At 58.2% G+C, this 15,801-nt stretch carries 13 protein-coding genes; 1 reads left to right on the top strand and 12 read right to left on the bottom strand.

Annotated features, from left to right (window positions below; genetic code table 11):
• Positions 1-93: 93 nt before the first annotated feature.
• The 12 genes from nuoL to lrhA all read right to left on the bottom strand — a co-directional run bounded on the left by nuoL (position 94) and on the right by lrhA (position 13,724).
• Positions 94-1,941 (bottom strand): NADH-quinone oxidoreductase subunit L, encoded by a 1,848-nt coding sequence (nuoL, locus tag ACUTSC_RS12025; RefSeq protein WP_019453716.1) that lies wholly within the window; start codon positions 1,939-1,941, stop codon positions 94-96.
• Entirely contained in the window at positions 1,938-2,240 is a 303-nt protein-coding gene (gene nuoK / locus ACUTSC_RS12020; protein ID WP_004936014.1) for an NADH-quinone oxidoreductase subunit NuoK, read from the bottom strand. The genes nuoL and nuoK overlap by 4 nt, the downstream gene beginning before the upstream one ends.
• Entirely contained in the window at positions 2,237-2,794 is a 558-nt protein-coding gene (gene nuoJ, locus ACUTSC_RS12015; RefSeq protein WP_019453717.1) for an NADH-quinone oxidoreductase subunit J, read from the bottom strand. Before nuoJ ends, nuoK begins: the two co-directional genes overlap by 4 nt.
• Before the next feature lie 13 nt (positions 2,795-2,807).
• A complete protein-coding gene (gene nuoI / locus ACUTSC_RS12010) occupies positions 2,808-3,350 on the bottom strand; it encodes an NADH-quinone oxidoreductase subunit NuoI (RefSeq protein ID WP_025160170.1) in 543 nt (180 codons plus the stop codon).
• A 14-nt stretch (positions 3,351-3,364) separates the two neighbouring features.
• Positions 3,365-4,342: an NADH-quinone oxidoreductase subunit NuoH gene (nuoH, locus tag ACUTSC_RS12005; protein WP_004936022.1), complete on the bottom strand. Its 978-nt coding sequence runs from the start codon at positions 4,340-4,342 to the stop codon at positions 3,365-3,367.
• Positions 4,339-7,077, bottom strand: a complete 2,739-nt coding sequence (nuoG, locus tag ACUTSC_RS12000) for an NADH-quinone oxidoreductase subunit NuoG (protein WP_031300541.1) — start codon at positions 7,075-7,077, stop codon at positions 4,339-4,341. The genes nuoH and nuoG overlap by 4 nt, the downstream gene beginning before the upstream one ends.
• Positions 7,078-7,154: 77 nt before the next feature.
• The gene (gene nuoF / locus ACUTSC_RS11995; RefSeq protein ID WP_015378579.1) at positions 7,155-8,501 is read right to left on the bottom strand and encodes an NADH-quinone oxidoreductase subunit NuoF; all 1,347 of its coding nucleotides are present in this window, start codon (positions 8,499-8,501) and stop codon (positions 7,155-7,157) included.
• Entirely contained in the window at positions 8,498-9,049 is a 552-nt protein-coding gene (gene nuoE / locus ACUTSC_RS11990) for an NADH-quinone oxidoreductase subunit NuoE (protein WP_033635327.1), read from the bottom strand. Before nuoE ends, nuoF begins: the two co-directional genes overlap by 4 nt.
• Positions 9,050-9,051: 2 nt before the next feature.
• Positions 9,052-10,848: an NADH-quinone oxidoreductase subunit C/D gene (gene nuoC / locus ACUTSC_RS11985; protein WP_025303662.1), complete on the bottom strand. Its 1,797-nt coding sequence runs from the start codon at positions 10,846-10,848 to the stop codon at positions 9,052-9,054.
• A 96-nt stretch (positions 10,849-10,944) separates the two neighbouring features.
• Positions 10,945-11,619: a NuoB/complex I 20 kDa subunit family protein gene (locus tag ACUTSC_RS11980; protein WP_004936039.1), complete on the bottom strand. Its 675-nt coding sequence runs from the start codon at positions 11,617-11,619 to the stop codon at positions 10,945-10,947.
• Positions 11,620-11,634: 15 nt separating this feature from the next.
• Positions 11,635-12,072: an NADH-quinone oxidoreductase subunit NuoA gene (gene nuoA / locus ACUTSC_RS11975; protein WP_025303663.1), complete on the bottom strand. Its 438-nt coding sequence runs from the start codon at positions 12,070-12,072 to the stop codon at positions 11,635-11,637.
• A 707-nt stretch (positions 12,073-12,779) separates the two neighbouring features.
• A complete protein-coding gene (lrhA, locus tag ACUTSC_RS11970) occupies positions 12,780-13,724 on the bottom strand; it encodes a transcriptional regulator LrhA (protein WP_197768166.1) in 945 nt (314 codons plus the stop codon).
• 855 nt (positions 13,725-14,579) lie between these two features.
• Between lrhA and ACUTSC_RS11965 the strand changes: the two genes are divergently transcribed.
• Positions 14,580-15,794 (top strand): pyridoxal phosphate-dependent aminotransferase, encoded by a 1,215-nt coding sequence (locus ACUTSC_RS11965; protein WP_004936047.1) that lies wholly within the window; start codon positions 14,580-14,582, stop codon positions 15,792-15,794.
• Positions 15,795-15,801 lie beyond the last annotated feature (7 nt).

Raw genomic sequence — 15,801 nt, 5'->3', positions numbered from 1 at the left:
CGTTTTGTGTCCCTTATACGAATAATTTCAAACTTTGTACGTAGCGCCTGCCCGGCGCTACGCCCGAAAAATGCGTCTGTTTAAATTATTCAATTAAACCAAAATCAACAGAGCCAATACGACCACTGCACCCACACCCATAGACGCTATATACCAACGCACCTGACCGTTCTCGCTCACCGTCAGACCGCGGTTCCCCCAGCGGGAGAAGACGGCCGGCAGGTTCATCAGCGAGTTCAGCGGATCGCGCTGCAGCAGCTTCGCAATGCCCAGGTACGGCTTGACAAACACTTTGTCATACAGCCAGTCGAAGCCCCAGGCATGGAACCACCAGGTCGAGAAGAAACGCCCCGGCGCGCTGTTGGCGATGCTGTTGACCAGGCTGCGTTTGCCCAGCCACAGCGCGGCCGCCAGCAGAATGCCGACGATAGCCACCACGCCGGAGGTGATTTCAAGCGTCAGCACGCTGCCGTGCGCCAACTCGGTCGTATCCGGCAGCACGCCCTGCAACGGCGGCACGATCATCGCGCCGACGAAGGTGGACAGCACCAGCAGAACCAGCAGCGGCAGGTGGTGAGTGATGCCTTTACCAGCATGCGCTTTGATTTTCTCTTCGCCGTGGAACACGATGAAAATCATACGGAAGGTGTACAGCGAGGTCATGAACGCACCGACCAGGCCGGCCACCATCAGGTTGATGTGGCCATTGGCCATCGCGCCCGCCAGGATCTCGTCCTTACTGAAGAAGCCGGCTGTGACCAGCGGCAACGCAGACAGCGCCGCGCCACCCACCAGGAAGCAGACGTACACCAGCGGGATGCTCTTGCGCAGGCCGCCCATCTTGAAGATGTTTTGCTCGTGGTGGCAAGCCAGGATCACCGAACCGGACGACAGGAACAGCAGCGCCTTGAAGAACGCGTGGGTCATCAGGTGGAAGATCGCCGCGTCCCATGCCTGCACGCCCAGCGCCAGGAACATGTAACCGATCTGGCTCATGGTGGAGTAAGCGAGCACGCGCTTGATGTCGGTCTGCACCAGCGCGGCGAAGCCGGCCAGCAGCAGAGTGACCGCGCCGACGATGCCCACCAGGTGCAGCACTTCCGGCGCCATCAGGAACAGGCCGTGCGTACGGGCGATCAGATAGACGCCCGCGGTCACCATGGTCGCCGCGTGGATCAGTGCGGAAACCGGGGTTGGGCCCGCCATCGCGTCCGCCAACCAGGTTTGCAACGGCAGCTGCGCCGATTTACCGACCGCGCCGCCCAGCAGCATCAGGGTCGCCCAGGTGATGGCCGTGTCACCCACCGCCAGTTTCTGCGGCGCCAGGATCATCAGCTCGCGGATATTCAGCGTGCCCAGCTCGTTGTAGAGGATGAACAGCGCAAACGCCAGGAACACGTCGCCCACGCGGGTCACGATGAAGGCTTTCATCGCCGCCGCGCCGTTGGCCGGGTCTTTGTAGTAGAAGCCGATCAACAGGTAGCTGCACAGGCCCACGCCTTCCCACCCCAGATACATCAGCAGCAGGTTGTCCGCCAGCACCAAGACCACCATGCTGGCGATAAACAGGTTGGTGTAAGCGAAGAAGCGCGAATAGCCCTCTTCACCGCGCATGTACCAGGAAGCGAACATGTGGATGAAGAAGCCGACGCCGGTGACCACCGACAGCATGGTCAGCGACAGGCCGTCCAGCACCAGGGTCACACCGATATTGAAGTTGCCGACGGCCATCCAGGTCCACAGGCTTTGCTCGAACAGCTGCACGCCGGCGGCTTTCTGGGCGAAGAAATCCATCGCCACATACACCGTGACCAGCGCAGCCAGGCCGATAGAGCCCACGCCGACGGTGGCCGCCGTGTTCTCAGACCAACGACCGCGGGAAAATGCCAACAGCAGGAACCCGATCAGCGGTAGCAGAATTGTTAAATATAATAGGTTCATCCGCGCATCTCACTGACAGTATCAATATTCAGGGTATGACGACGACGGTAGAGCTGCAGCAGCAGCGCCAGGCCGATACTGGCCTCGGCTGCCGCCAGGCTGATCGCCAGGATGTACATCACCTGACCGTCCGCCTGGCCCCAGTAGCTTCCCGCCACGATAAACGCCAACGCCGCAGCGTTGATCATCACTTCCAGGCTGATCAGCATAAACAGCAGGTTGCGGCGCACCAGCAGCCCGGTCAGCCCGAGCACAAACAGGATAGCCGCCAGGATCAGGCCGTGTTGAAGAGGGATCATGCTTGCTCCTCCGATTTTCTTCTCGCCATTTCGCCACTCGCCGGCGCGTTGCTCAGCACCTCGCCAGGCTTGTGCTCGCGGCCGATATGGAAGGCGACAACCAGACCCGCCAACAGCAGCATTGAGGCCAGCTCAACCGCCAGTACGTAAGGCCCGAACAGGCTGATGCCCACCGCCTTCGCGTCGACCATCTCGCCGCTGATACCCTGGTCGGATACGCTGCGGATCGCGACGATCAATACCACCAGCAGCGCCAGCGATAACAGGCCAGGCCCGATCCACACCGTCGGCTTCATCCAGTCGCGCTCTTGCTGCTGCACGTTGCCGAGGTTCAGCATCATCACCACGAACACGAACAGCACCATAATGGCGCCCGCATAGACGATGATTTCCAACGCGGCGGCAAAGTAGGCGCCGAGCGAGAAGAAGACTGCCGAGATCGCCAATAACGAGACGATCAGATACAGCAGCGCATGCACAGGGTTGGTATGGGTGATCACGCGAATCGTCGCGGCCACCGCAATCAAACCTGCCAGGTAAAATGCAATTTCCATGCTTGCTGGCTCCTTAGGGCAACAGACCTTTGACGTCGATCGGTTTGGCTTCGTTTTCGGCTTCGCCTTTGGCTTTGCCGTCAATCGCCATACCGGCCATCCGGTAGAAGTTATATTCCGGATATTTACCCGGCCCCGAGATCAACAGATCTTCTTTTTCGTACACCAGATCCTGACGCTTGTACTCACCCAGTTCGAAATCCGGCGTCAGCTGGATAGCGGTAGTCGGGCAAGCCTCTTCGCACAGGCCACAGAAAATGCAGCGCGAGAAGTTGATGCGGAAGAACTCCGGATACCAACGGCCGTCTTTCTGCTCCGCTTTTTGCAGCGAGATACAGCCGACCGGGCAGGCCACCGCACACAGGTTACAGGCGACGCAGCGCTCTTCGCCGTCCGGATCGCGCGTCAGCACGATGCGGCCACGGTAGCGCGGCGGCAGGTAAACCGGTTCTTCCGGATACATCTGGGTTTCGCGCTTGGCGAAGGCATGCATGCCAATCATCCAAATGCTGCGCACCTGGGTGCCGAAACCAACCACTAACTCTTTCAATGTCATGGTTTATTCACCCCTTATTGAGCGTTGTACAAAATGACCGCGGCGGTTGCCAGCAGGTTCAGCAGCGTCAGCGGCAGGCACACTTTCCAGCCGAAGGACATCACCTGGTCATAACGCGGACGCGGCAGCGCGGCACGGATCAGGATGAACATCATCATGAAGAAGGCCGTTTTCAACGCGAACCAGATGAATGGCGGCAGGAACGGACCCTGCCAGCCGCCGAAGAACAACGTCACAATCAGGGCGGACACGGTGACGATACCGATGTATTCCCCCACGAAGAACAGACCGAACTTCATGCCGGAATATTCGATGTGGTAACCGTCGGCCAGTTCCTGCTCGGCTTCCGGCTGGTCAAACGGGTGACGGTGACACACCGCCACGCCGGCGATCGCGAAGGTCACGAAGCCGAAGAACTGCGGGATGACGTTCCAGACGTGCGCCTGGGATTCAACGATGGCCTGCATGTTGAACGAATCCGCCTGCATCACCACGCCCATCAGCGACAGGCCGATGAACACTTCGTAGCTCAGGGTTTGCGCGGAGGCGCGCATCGCGCCCAACAGCGAGTATTTGTTGTTGCTCGACCATCCGGCGAACAGCACGGCGTACACCGCCAGGCCGGCCATCATCAGGAAGAACAGAATACCGATGTTGAGATCGGACACCGCCCAGGTCGGGCTGACCGGAACGATGGCAAATGCCAGCAACAGGGAAGTAAAGGCGATCATCGGCGCCAGGGTGAAGATCACCCGGTCGGAGAATCTCGGTACCCAGTCTTCCTTGAAGAACATTTTGATCATGTCGGCGACCAGCTGCAGCGAGCCGCCCCAGCCTACGCGGTTCGGTCCGTAGCGGTTCTGGAACAGGCCGAGCAGGCGGCGTTCGCCGAAGCTCATGAATGCCCCGCACGCCACGACCACCAACAGGATCACGACCGCTTTAAGAATGGCGATCAGAATGTCGATCACCTCAGGGGTAAACCAGCTCATCGTGCCGCCTCCCGCAGATTGTCTACCTTAGCACCCACCAAGATCGGCGGGATCCCTGGCAAGCCGAGCGGCAAACCAACCTGGCCCTGGGTCAGGGTTTCACTCAGACGCACCGGCAGACGCAGGGTCTGGCCCGCACAGCTGAACTCCACCAGGCTGCCCGCGTTGACGCCAAGCGTCGCCGCGTCGGCCGGGTTGACCATCACGTAGGCTTCCGGCATGCGCTGCTGGATCACGTGAGAGCGCTGCGACATTTCATCGCTGCCGAACAGGTGGTAGTAAGGCGCGACACGCCAGCCATCGACCGGATTGAACGCGGCAGGCACGCGGTCGAAGTAACCGAGGCTGCCCTCCCCCGCTTCGATCAGGCGTACACCCGGATCGCCGTGGCGCAGTTTGCCGCCCACTTCGGCCTGGAACTTGTTCCATGCCTGCGGTGAGTTCCAGCCTGGCGCCCAGGCGAACGGGATCTGCTGACGATCGGCCAGCGGGCTGTTGTTCCCTTCCATCGAGAAGGCGAACATGGTGTCTTTATCCTGCGGCTGACGCGGCTCGTGCACGCTGATGTTGGCGCGCATGGCGGTACGGCCGCTGGAGCGGTGCGGCGAACGCGCCAGCTTCTGACCGCGAATGCGGAAAGTCGCGTCCGGCGCAGCGTCGACGATGCCCTGCAACTGCGGCAACGCGGCGACGCAAGCGGCGATCACATCATCGAGCTGGGTCCAGTCCACGTGGCGGCTGGTGTAGGTGGAGTGCAGCGAGTGCATCCAGCGCCAGCTTTCCAGCATCACGGTGAACTGATTCTTCTTGGCGTCGTCGTAATAAGCCGGATCGTATACCTGGAAGAAGCGCTGCGCGCGGCCTTCCTGGTTGATCAGCGTACCGTCGCTCTCGGCGAAGCTGGCCGAGGAGAGGATCAGGTTGGCTTTGTCCATGATCGCGGTGCGCTGGTGGTCGGCGACGATCAGGTTGTTGACCTTGGCCAACGCCGCGTCCACCTGCGCCGCCGGCGCATGGCGATAGAGATCGTTTTCCATCACGATGGCGGTGTCGGCTGCGCCGCTCGCCAGCTGTTCCAGCGCCTGATCGAGCGAACCGCCGCCGATCATCGCCAGGCCCATGCTGTTGGCTGCGCCCGCCACGAAGGTGATGCCAACATCGGAACCGCGGCCTTTCAACGCCTTGGCGATGTTGGCCGCCGCTTCGATGATGGCTTCGCTGCCGGCGTTGCTGCCGGTCACGATCAGCGGTTTGCGTGCGCCGGTCAGCGCCTGCACGATGATATCGACTTTCTTGTTCAGGCCTTCAGCCAGATCGTTCACCGCCGGCGCCGCGCTGTCCAGCGCGTGAGCGATGGCGAAGCCGAAGCGCGCCTGCTCGTCTACCGGCGCGCGGTAGTTCCAGGCGGCGATGTCGTCCAGACGGGTATTGTCGACGTTGGTGGTGAACAGCGGGTACTTGGCGTGCTGACCGATGTTCTGCACCGCCGCGATCTGCCAGTCGGCCACGCGCTGCGCCGCCGCCATCGCGCGGGCTTTCCCCTTGACGGCCTGGCGCACGGACAGCGCGATGCGCGCGCCGGTTTGCGTCAGGTCTTCGCCCAGCACCAGCACCGCGTCGTAATCTTCGATCTCACGCAGCGCCGGCGTATGGACGCCGCCGTTTTTCAGCACGTTCAGCATCAGCGCCAGGCGTGATTGCTCCGCCTGAGCGATACCGGTGTAGTAGTTCTCGGCGCCGACCAGCTCGCGCAGCGCGAAGTTGCTTTCCAGGCTGGCGCGCGGGGAGCCGATGCCGATGGTTTTCTTCGCCTGACGCAGGATGTCCGCCGCGCCCTGCATCGCCTGCTCGGCGTTCAGGGTGATCCAGTCATCGCCGCGCAGCTGCTGCGGTTGACGCGGACGATCTTTCTGGTTGACGTAGCCGTAACCGAAACGGCCGCGGTCGCACAGGAAGTAGTGGTTCACGCTGCCGTTGTAACGGTTTTCGATACGGCGCAGCTCGCCATAGCGCTCGCCCGGGCTGGTGTTACAGCCGATGCTGCACTGCTGGCAAATGCTCGGCGCGAACTGCATGTCCCATTTACGGTTGTAGCGTTCGGAGTGCGTTTTGTCGGTGAATACGCCGGTCGGGCACACTTCCACCAGGTTGCCGGAGAACTCGCTTTCCAGCGTGCCGCTTTCCGGGCGACCGAAGTAGACGTTGTCGTGCGCGCCGTACACGCCGAAGTCGGTGCCGTCCGCATAGTCTTTGTAGTAACGCACGCAGCGGTAGCAGGCGATGCAGCGGTTCATCTCGTGCGAGATAAACGGCCCCAGCTCCTGGTTGTTGTGGGTGCGCTTGGTGAAGCGGTAGCGGCGGAAGCTGTGGCCGGTCATTACCGTCATATCCTGCAGGTGACAGTTACCGCCTTCTTCACAGACCGGGCAATCGTGCGGGTGGTTGGTCATCAACCACTCGACCACGCTTTCACGGAACTGCTTCGCTTCACCGTCATCGATGGAGATGAAGGTGCCATCGGATGCCGGGGTCATACAGGACATCACCAAACGGCCGCGCGTATCTTCCGCGTTTTGGTATTGCTTTACCGCACATTGGCGGCAAGCGCCGACGCTTCCCAGCGCCGGATGCCAGCAAAAGTAAGGAATATCAAGGCCGAGGGAGAGACAAGCCTGCAGCAGGTTGTCCGCCCCGTCTACCTCATACTCTTTGCCGTCTACATGAATCGTAGCCATAGTCAGCATGCTTCCAAGTGGCCTGCCTTACGGCAGGCGTTAATCAAAAATTCTGGCCGTGTTCGGGCGAGTTCGGCTTACCAGCGCTGCTTCAGCAGATTGTTCGGCTGAATGCCGCCAATCGCATGGGCGTTGCCGAAGTGTTGCACGGCGATACCCGCCTCGAACTCTTCACGGAAATATTTAATCGCGCTTTGCAGTGGCTCTACGGCACCTGGCGCGTGGGCGCAGAAGGTTTTGCCCGGGCCGAGGGAACGGCACAGCTGTTCGAGGGTTTCGATATCCCCCGGCTGCCCTTCGCCGTTTTCCAACGCACGCAGGATCTTCACGCTCCACGGCAGGCCGTCGCGGCATGGCGTACACCAGCCGCAGGACTCGCGGGCGAAGAACTCTTCCAGGTTACGCACCAGCGGCACCATACCGATCTCGTGGTCTACCGCCATCGCCAGCGCGGTGCCGAGACGGCTGCCGGCTTTGCCGATCGCGCCGTATTCCATCGGCAGATCGAGATGATCGGCGGTCAGGAAGTCGGTCCCCGCGCCGCCCGGCTGCCAGGCTTTGAAGCGCAGACCGTCACGCATGCCGCCGGCGTAGTCTTCCAGGATCTCGCGCGCGGTGGTGCCGAACGGCAGCTCCCAGACGCCCGGATTTTTCACCCGGCCGGAGAAGCCCATCAGCTTGGTACCTTTGTCCTCACTGCCGGAGATGCCGGTGTACCACTCCACGCCGTTCGCCAAAATGGCCGGTACGTTGCACAGCGTTTCGACGTTGTTGACGCAGGTCGGCTTGCCCCACACGCCGGCGCTGGCCGGGAATGGCGGCTTGGAACGCGGGTTGGCGCGACGGCCTTCCAGCGAGTTGATCAGCGCGGTTTCTTCGCCGCAGATATAACGGCCGGCGCCGGTGTGCACGATCAGCTCGAAATCAAACCCGGTACCGAGAATGTTCTTGCCCAGATAGCCGGCTTCGGTGGCTTCCGCGATGGCGCGACGCAGATGCGCCGCCGCTTCGATGTACTCACCGCGCAGGAAGATGTACCCACGGTAGGCTTTCAGCGCGAACGCGGATATCAACATGCCTTCCACCAGCAGGTGCGGCAGTTGCTCCATCAGCAGGCGGTCTTTATAGGTGCCCGGCTCCATCTCATCGGCGTTACACAGCAGGTAACGGATGTTCATGGATTCGTCCTTCGGCATCAGGCTCCACTTCAAACCGGTGGAGAAGCCCGCGCCGCCGCGGCCCTTCAGCCCGGAGTCTTTCACCAGGCCGACGATCTCGTCCGGGGCCAGGCCTTTGAGGGCCTTTTCCGCGCCGGCATAGCCGTTTTTGCTGCGGTACTCGTCCAGCCACAGCGGCTGCTTGTCATCGCGCAGACGCCAGGTCAGCGGATGCGTTTCGGGAGTGCGTACAATGTGCTTGGTCATTGATACTGCTCCAGTAGCGTCTCGATATCTTCAGGCTTCAGCTGACTGTGAGTGTCGTCATCAATCATCATGGTCGGCCCTTTATCGCAGTTGCCCAGACAGCAGGTCGGCAACAGCGTGAAGCGGCCATCAAAGGTGGTTTGACCCGGCTTGATGTTCAGCTTCTTCTCGATAGCGGCCTGAATGCCCTGGTAACCGGTGATGTGACAGACAACGCTGTCACAATAACGGATCACGTGACGTCCTACTGGCTGACGGAAAATCTGGCTGTAGAACGTGGCCACGCCTTCTACGTCGCTGGCGGGGATGCCCAGCACTTCCGCGATGGCGTAAATCGCACCGTCCGGAACCCAGCCGCGCTGCTTCTGCACAATTTTCAGTGCTTCGATGGAAGCGGCACGCGGATCCTCGTAATGGTGCTTTTCGTGCTCGATCGCATCACGTTCTTCCGCGCTCAGTACAAATGCATCAACGCCGCTCTGAGGAGCGGCTGCATTGATGGGCTCGAGCGCATCATTGACTGCGTGATTGTCTTTTTGAGAGTGCATAGTTAGCGGTCCACATCTGACATTACAAAATCGATACTACCCAGATAGACGATCAGGTCGGAAACCAGGCTGCCTCGGATGACCGATGGGATCTGCTGCAGGTGCGCAAAGCTCGGCGTACGGACCCGGGTGCGGTAGCTCATGGTGCTGCCGTCGCTGGTCAGGTAGTAGCTGTTGATCCCTTTGGTGGCTTCAATCATCTGGAATGATTCGTTGGCTGGCATCACCGGGCCCCAGGAAACCTGCAGGAAGTGGGTGATCAGCGTTTCAATGTGCTGCAGCGTGCGCTCTTTCGGCGGCGGCGTGGTCAGCGGGTGATCGGCCTTGAACGGGCCTTCCGGCATGTTGTTCAGGCACTGTTCGAGGATGCGCAGGCTCTGGCGCAGCTCTTCCACCTTCAGCATCACGCGGGTGTAGCAGTCGCTGTTGCCGTCGCCCACCGGCACTTCGAAGTCGAAGTTCTCGTAGCCGGAGTACGGACGCCATTTACGCACGTCGAACTCAACGCCGGTGGCGCGCAGGCCGGCGCCGGTCACGCCCCACTCCAGCGCTTCTTTGGCGTTGTAAGACGCTACGCCGATGGAACGGCCTTTCAGGATGCTGTTCTTCAGCGCCGCTTTCACGTAGGAGTCCAGACGCTTCGGCATCCAGTCGAGGAATTCACGCAGCAGGCGATCCCAGCCGCGCGGCAGATCGTGCGCGACGCCGCCGATGCGGAACCAGGCCGGGTGCATACGGAAACCGGTGATCGCTTCCACCAGATCGTAGATTTTCTGACGGTCAGTAAAGGCGAAGAACACCGGGGTCATCGCGCCGACGTCCTGAATGAAGGTGGAGATGTACAACAGGTGGCTGTTGATGCGGAACAGCTCGGACAGCATCACGCGGATGGTGTCGACGCGCTCCGGCACCTTGATGCCGGCCAGCTTCTCGACCGCCAGCACATAAGGCATTTCGTTCACGCAGCCACCGAGGTACTCGATACGGTCGGTATACGGAATGTAGCTGTGCCAGGATTGACGCTCGCCCATCTTCTCGGCGCCGCGGTGGTGATAGCCGATATCCGGCACGCAGTCGACGATCTCTTCGCCGTCCAGCTGCAGAATGATGCGGAACGCACCATGCGCAGACGGGTGGTTCGGGCCGAGGTTGAGGAACATGAAGTCTTCGTTCTCGGTACCGCGCTTCATGCCCCAGTCTTCCGGCTTGAAGGTCAGCGCCTCCATCTCCAGATCTTCTTTCTGCTTGGTCAGCACGAAAGGATCGAATTCGGTGGCGCGCGCCGGGTAGTCCTTGCGCAGCGGGTGCCCTTCCCAGGTCTGCGGCATCATGATGCGCGACAGGTGCGGGTGGCCGTCGAAGGTGATGCCGAACATTTCCCAGGTTTCGCGCTCGTACCAGTTGGCGTTCGGGAACACCTTGGTCGCCGTCGGCACGTGCAGGTCTTTTTCAGACAGCGCCACCTTCAACATGATGTCGCGGTTGCGCTCGATGGAAATCAGATGGTAGAAAACGGAGAAATCCGCAGCGGGCAGGCCGTCGCGGTGGGTGCGAAGACGTTCGTCCACGCCATGCAGATCGAACAGCATGACATACGGCTTCGGCTGTTTTCTCAGGAACGTCATTACTTCCAGCAACTGGTCAGGTTTAACCCATACCACGGGCATGCCGGTACGGGTGGCCTGAACAGTAAAGGCTTCCGGCCCAAAACGGTTGCGCAGTTCGCCGATCACCGGGTCATCAAGGTGATCTCGGGTCTGCCAGGCAGGCAAGGCGTCGTGCGTCGTCAAATCTGTCATAATTTTTTTTCACCACACTAAAGGGTTATTCGCCGCAAGTTTCACTTTTCGCTGTGTTAACCAATAGCGCACTAAGATGGACGTTAAATGAACGTCTTAAATCTCGTCAGGCGTCCGGAGGTTGGTCACCGCGATGCGCTCGCCGTGTTTACGCTCTCTTTCAGACTGCATATTGGCGCGGTAAACGCCCTGATCGCCGACAACCCACGACAGCGGGCGACGTTCTTTGCCGATGGATTCCTGCAGCAGCATCAGCGCTTGCATGTAGGCTTCCGGGCGCGGCGGGCAGCCGGGAATGTACACGTCGACCGGCAGGAACTTATCCACGCCCTGCACCACGGAATAGATGTCGTACATGCCGCCGGAGTTGGCGCAGGCGCCCATCGAGATCACCCACTTAGGTTCCAGCATCTGCTCGTACAGGCGTTGAATGACCGGGGCCATTTTGGTGAAGCAGGTACCGGCCACCACCATCAGGTCAGCCTGACGCGGGGAGGCGCGCAGTACTTCCGCACCGAAACGCGCCACGTCGTGAACGGCGGTAAACGACGTCACCATCTCCACGTAACAGCACGAAAGGCCGAAGTTATACGGCCAAATAGAGTTTTTACGCCCCCAGTTCACCATGTCATGCAGCGCATGTTCGAGTTTACCCATGTAAACCGTGCGGTGGACCTGTTGTTCCAGGGGATCGGCGACGATCTCCTGTTTTTGCAGGGGATAACGGTCGTTCTCACCGTTCGGGTCTATGCGGGTGAGCGTATAGTCCATCTTAATGCCTCGCTGTTACTGCGGATGACTGTTGGTGTTAGTGATCGTGCTCGGTTTGCTGCGGCGTTGGGAACGCGCCGGAGTCCAATCCAACGCGCCGATGCGCACCAGATAAACCAGACCGGCCAATAGCACCAAAATGAAAATGGCGGCTTCGATAAAGCCTACCCAACCGCTCTCGCGAACCGAGACCGACCAGGCATACAGGTATAAGGCTTCAACGTCGAAAATAACGAAGAACATGGCCACCAGGTAGAACTTGGCGGACAAGCGCATGCGCGCCGTGCCGACCGAGTCGATGCCTGATTCAAACGGGGTGTGTTTGGCGCGCGCCCGGGCTCTCCCGCCCAAGAAGAACGCACCCAGCAGCATTAAGCCGCAAAGCCCGATAGCCACGACGAGAAATACGGCGAGCGCCCAGTGATGAGCGATAACTTCAGTGGTTGTTGACATACTCTATGCTTACTCATCAAAAGTGGCGTCGATCGCACTGCTCTTGTCACCGGCAGTTAGTGCGCCACATCGATTTAAGGGAAGGATAAATAACCACACAAACAAACTGCTTTTACAGCGAGTTAGGCAGCGTTTTTCTGTGGGCTTTTTACTCCTTTCTATAACCTTTTGTCAACTTTGACAAAAGTATCTACACACTAGTTTACATACGTATCATTTGATTAACATTTGATGCGCCAGGGACAGGCTAAATCGTGTCAGTTAATTTTTGTGTAGAAACAGATAGATATAAACCAACATGCACATTTCAGTTTTACTATACCATTGTCTCAGGAATTCCCTGTTCTTCCACTCACTACCTAGGGGTATTTTTTTGATCCAGGACACGTTTTCAGCATAAATCCTCAAAAAAAGTGTGGCCCTTTAACAATTTTCCTCAAATTAAGCCGCAAAAACGGCCGCTATAAGCTAACAAAATAACCCTGTTATTACCATGCCTTTAACCCATTCAATCTTATTGCTCAAAAAACAAACTCAGCGTCTTAAACCCGGCCAAACTCTCTTTTCAGTAACGCTTAAAAGTTAATAAAACAGCCAACTCATAACAAAATCGCCATTAAATCCCTATAACAGTAAAAATCGTCAAAAAAAGGGCAAAAAAAACCTCCGCCGAAGCAGAGGTTTTCATCAGATATCACGCTGCGGCGTTATTCTTCTTCGTCCACCAGGTTGGCGTCATCCTGATCGCCCTGGAGACCGGCTTCCGCACCGTTGAAGCCATAGCCGTCATTGCCGCCCTGCATTGCGCTGAAGATAGCCATTGCCAGCTCGTTGCTGCACTGCGCGTTTTTGCACAGCGCATACTGGGTATCCGGCAGCGGCGGCAAACCTTCCACCGCGCCCAGCACCCGCAGATCGGGGCTCATCATCTCGATCGGCCGCGCGGTCACGCCCAGGCCGGCCTTACAGGCTGCCCGCACCGCGGACAGCGTGGAGGCGACGTAGGCGATACGCCACGGGATACCGGCTTCATCCAACTGTTTGATCGCCAGCGCGCGGAACGGGCTTGGCTCATCCATCACCACCAACGGGATCGGTTCGCCGGCCTGATAGTGGTAATCGGCGGCGCAGTACCACAGCGTCGGCGACGTGCGCAGCACGATATGCGGGTGCCCGGCCGGATCGGCCGTGGTCACCGCCAGATCGATCTCACCCTCTTCCAGCAGATCGACCATCGTCGTGCTGCGCTTTACGCGCACGTCAATGGCCAGCTTGGGATAGATGGCGGTCACGCGGTTCAACAGGAAAGGCAAAATGGTATCGGCGGTGTCGTCGGAAGCGCCGATGGTCAGAACACCTTTAATATTGTTGTACATCAGCGAGGTACAGGCTTCGTCGTTAAAGCGCAGGATTTTCCTGGCATAACCGAGAAGCTGAATACCATGCTCAGTCAGGAGTTTGTTGCGCCCATGGCGGGCAAACAGTTCTTTGCCGACCAGTTGCTCTAATCGCTGCATTTGTTGACTGACGGCTGATTGAGTACGGCAAACGGCAACCGCCGCCGCTGCGAAGGTATTCAAATCAGCAACCGCAACAAAGGTTCTTAGCAGATCGAGGTCGAGATTAAGTATCGGACGATTTGCAGTTGTCATAGTGTATTCTTCACTTTTTTAAATTCTAATTTACGAACTACTACCCTGGTGTGTTTCTCAGGCGCCGTTGAAAAGGACGAAGCCTGTTATGACAGTACCCCACTCATAAGTGGAGGGCAAAAAAATTACTTATGATTCGTTACCTCTATCGCTTTTTAAAATGCGATCTATCGATGGTGCTTATAGAACGCGGGGGACTGAATACCGGTGGAAAGGGAAAACCCCCACCGAACCTGAGATTTTACTCATTCATACTGCCTAATTTCCACTCCATTCGTGCTACTGATAACCCTTATCAACCGGTGTTCAGACTGCATTACAGAGCAAAAAAGATAAATAATTAACGACACCAACTTCGTGTTAATACTCAATGAATTTAATAAATTCAATCAGTAAGATTTTTACTTTAAATAATAATCCTACAACCACATAAACAATGCTTAAGCTAAAATATAAAGTAAAGCTAATGTAAATATGCCATTTTCTTAGTGTGGTGCGCTTACCGACACCCCGCTATCAGACAACTCCGGTATTATCGTTCCTTTACAGTTTATTGAAGCCCATTCTCACTTTCGGCTTATCAGTTCACTGCTGCCGGCCGCGATCGCCGGCACGTCCCGTTTATCGACGCGTGATTTTACAGGATAAAACCCTAGTAAAAGTATAGTTCATGAAATTATGAACCACAAAATAACTTTACCTTTGCTTATCATAACTAAAATCCCCCGTTACGACATGCATTTGCACCAAAGGCGTGCAAAACCCTTCAAAAGCAACTACGCCAGGAGTACATTGGGCGGGTTGCGGCGTCCCACGGTAGGAGCGCCCCTATCCCAGCAAAAGGCTCAACTTTTTATGTCCCCCATTGAGAAATCCAGCAAACTGGACAACGTCTGCTATGACATTCGCGGCCCGGTGCTTAAAGAAGCTAAACGTCTTGAAGAAGAAGGCAACAAAGTCCTGAAATTGAACATCGGCAACCCTGCCCCGTTCGGTTTCGACGCCCCGGACGAAATCCTGGTCGACGTGATCCGCAATCTGCCCACGGCGCAAGGCTACTCCGACTCCAAGGGCCTCTTCTCGGCGCGTAAAGCGATCATGCAGCACTATCAGGCGCGCAACATGCGTGACGTGACCGTTGAGGATATCTACATTGGCAATGGCGTCTCTGAGCTGATCGTCCAATCCATGCAGGCGCTGCTCAACAGCGGCGACGAAATGCTGGTGCCGGCGCCGGACTACCCGCTGTGGACCGCCGCGGTATCGCTGTCCGGCGGCAAGGCCGTGCACTACCTGTGTGATGAGCAGGCCGGCTGGTTCCCGGATCTGGACGACATCATCAGCAAGATCACCCCGCGCACCCGCGGCATTGTGATCATCAACCCAAACAACCCGACCGGCGCGGTTTATAGCAAAGCGCTGCTGGAACAGATCGTCGAGATCGCCCGTCAACACAATCTGATCATCTTCGCCGACGAGATCTACGACAAGATCCTGTATGACGAAGCCGAGCATCATTCGATCGCCGCGCTGGCGCCGGATCTGCTGACCGTGACTTTCAACGGCCTGTCGAAAACCTACCGCGTGGCGGGCTTCCGCCAGGGCTGGATGGTGCTGAACGGGCCGAAGAAGCACGCCAAAGGCTATATCGAAGGGCTGGAGATGCTGGCTTCGATGCGCCTGTGCGCCAACGTGCCGATGCAACACGCCATTCAGACCGCGCTGGGCGGTTATCAGAGCATCAGCGAATTCATTCAGCCCGGCGGCCGCCTGTACGAACAGCGCAACCGCACCTGGGAACTGCTCAACGACATTCCGGGCGTCTCTTGCGTGAAGCCGCAGGGCGCGCTGTACATGTTCCCGCGCATCGACGCCAAGCGCTTCAACATCCACGACGACCAGAAGCTGGTGCTGGATCTGCTGCTGCAGGAAAAAGTGCTGTTGGTGCAGGGCACCGCGTTCAACTGGCCTTACCCGGATCACGTGCGCATCGTCACTCTGCCGCGCGTAGACGAACTGGAAATGGCGGTCGGCAAGCTGGGCCGCTTCCTGGAAGGTTACCACCAGTAATCGCCTG

It is taken from the genome of Serratia sp. TSA_105.2 (assembly GCF_052692115.1).
This window is presented reverse-complemented; position numbering and strand designations above follow the sequence as displayed.

Excerpts from the sequence above, each read along its gene's own strand:
- nuoL (WP_019453716.1), bottom strand. The coding sequence starts at position 1,941 with ATGAACCTATTATATTTAACAATTCTGCTACCGCTGATCGGGTTCCTG.
- nuoK (WP_004936014.1), bottom strand. The coding sequence starts at position 2,240 with ATGATCCCTCTTCAACACGGCCTGATCCTGGCGGCTATCCTGTTTGTG.
- nuoJ (WP_019453717.1), bottom strand. The coding sequence starts at position 2,794 with ATGGAAATTGCATTTTACCTGGCAGGTTTGATTGCGGTGGCCGCGACG.
- nuoI (WP_025160170.1), bottom strand. The coding sequence starts at position 3,350 with ATGACATTGAAAGAGTTAGTGGTTGGTTTCGGCACCCAGGTGCGCAGC.
- nuoH (WP_004936022.1), bottom strand. The coding sequence starts at position 4,342 with ATGAGCTGGTTTACCCCTGAGGTGATCGACATTCTGATCGCCATTCTT.
- nuoG (WP_031300541.1), bottom strand. The coding sequence starts at position 7,077 with ATGGCTACGATTCATGTAGACGGCAAAGAGTATGAGGTAGACGGGGCG.
- nuoF (WP_015378579.1), bottom strand. The coding sequence starts at position 8,501 with ATGACCAAGCACATTGTACGCACTCCCGAAACGCATCCGCTGACCTGG.
- nuoE (WP_033635327.1), bottom strand. The coding sequence starts at position 9,049 with ATGCACTCTCAAAAAGACAATCACGCAGTCAATGATGCGCTCGAGCCC.
- nuoC (WP_025303662.1), bottom strand. The coding sequence starts at position 10,848 with ATGACAGATTTGACGACGCACGACGCCTTGCCTGCCTGGCAGACCCGA.
- ACUTSC_RS11980 (WP_004936039.1), bottom strand. The coding sequence starts at position 11,619 with ATGGACTATACGCTCACCCGCATAGACCCGAACGGTGAGAACGACCGT.
- nuoA (WP_025303663.1), bottom strand. The coding sequence starts at position 12,072 with ATGTCAACAACCACTGAAGTTATCGCTCATCACTGGGCGCTCGCCGTA.
- lrhA (WP_197768166.1), bottom strand. The coding sequence starts at position 13,724 with ATGACAACTGCAAATCGTCCGATACTTAATCTCGACCTCGATCTGCTA.
- ACUTSC_RS11965 (WP_004936047.1), top strand. The coding sequence starts at position 14,580 with ATGTCCCCCATTGAGAAATCCAGCAAACTGGACAACGTCTGCTATGAC.